This window comes from Microvirga sp. HBU67558 (assembly GCF_018069605.1).
Classification (GTDB): Bacteria; Pseudomonadota; Alphaproteobacteria; order Rhizobiales; family Beijerinckiaceae; genus Microvirga; species Microvirga terrae.
Genome location: NZ_JAGPUP010000189.1, coordinates 1 through 438, shown reverse-complemented (window position 1 = coordinate 438; position 438 = coordinate 1). Strand labels below are relative to the sequence as shown.

Below are 438 nucleotides of genomic sequence, written 5' to 3'. Positions count from 1 at the left end.
CCGGTCTTCCACTTGGCCGCCCGCGAGGACCATATTGCACCACCGCACTCGGTGTTTTCCGGGGCGGGGCGCCTTGGCGGCCCAGTAACCTTCGTGCTGGCCGGCTCCGGGCATATCGCCGGTGTCATCAACCCTCCATCGCGTGGGCGCTATCAGTACTGGACGGGTGGAGAACCTGAAGGTTCGCTTGAGACGTGGCTCGAACATGCCTCAGAGCATCCCGGCTCATGGTGGCCACACTGGCAGACCTGGATCGAGGCGCAGGACGGCCGGTGGGTCAAACCCCGGCGGCCCAGTGCGGGTAAGCTCACGTCCATTGAAGATGCACCCGGCAGCTATGTCCGGGCGCAGTAGAACTCATTATGAAGTCAATAGGGAGAAGGAAACAGCATGGCGCGTGTCGTTTTGGTCACCGGTGGCACCCGCGGCATCGGTGCC

General features: G+C 63.5%; 1 pseudogene. It reads left to right on the top strand.

From position 1 onward, the window contains the following. Positions 1 to 354 (top strand): annotated as a pseudogene (locus KBI52_RS00770) (class I poly(R)-hydroxyalkanoic acid synthase); the annotation flags it as partial. Between the last annotated feature and the right edge of the window lie 84 nt (positions 355 to 438).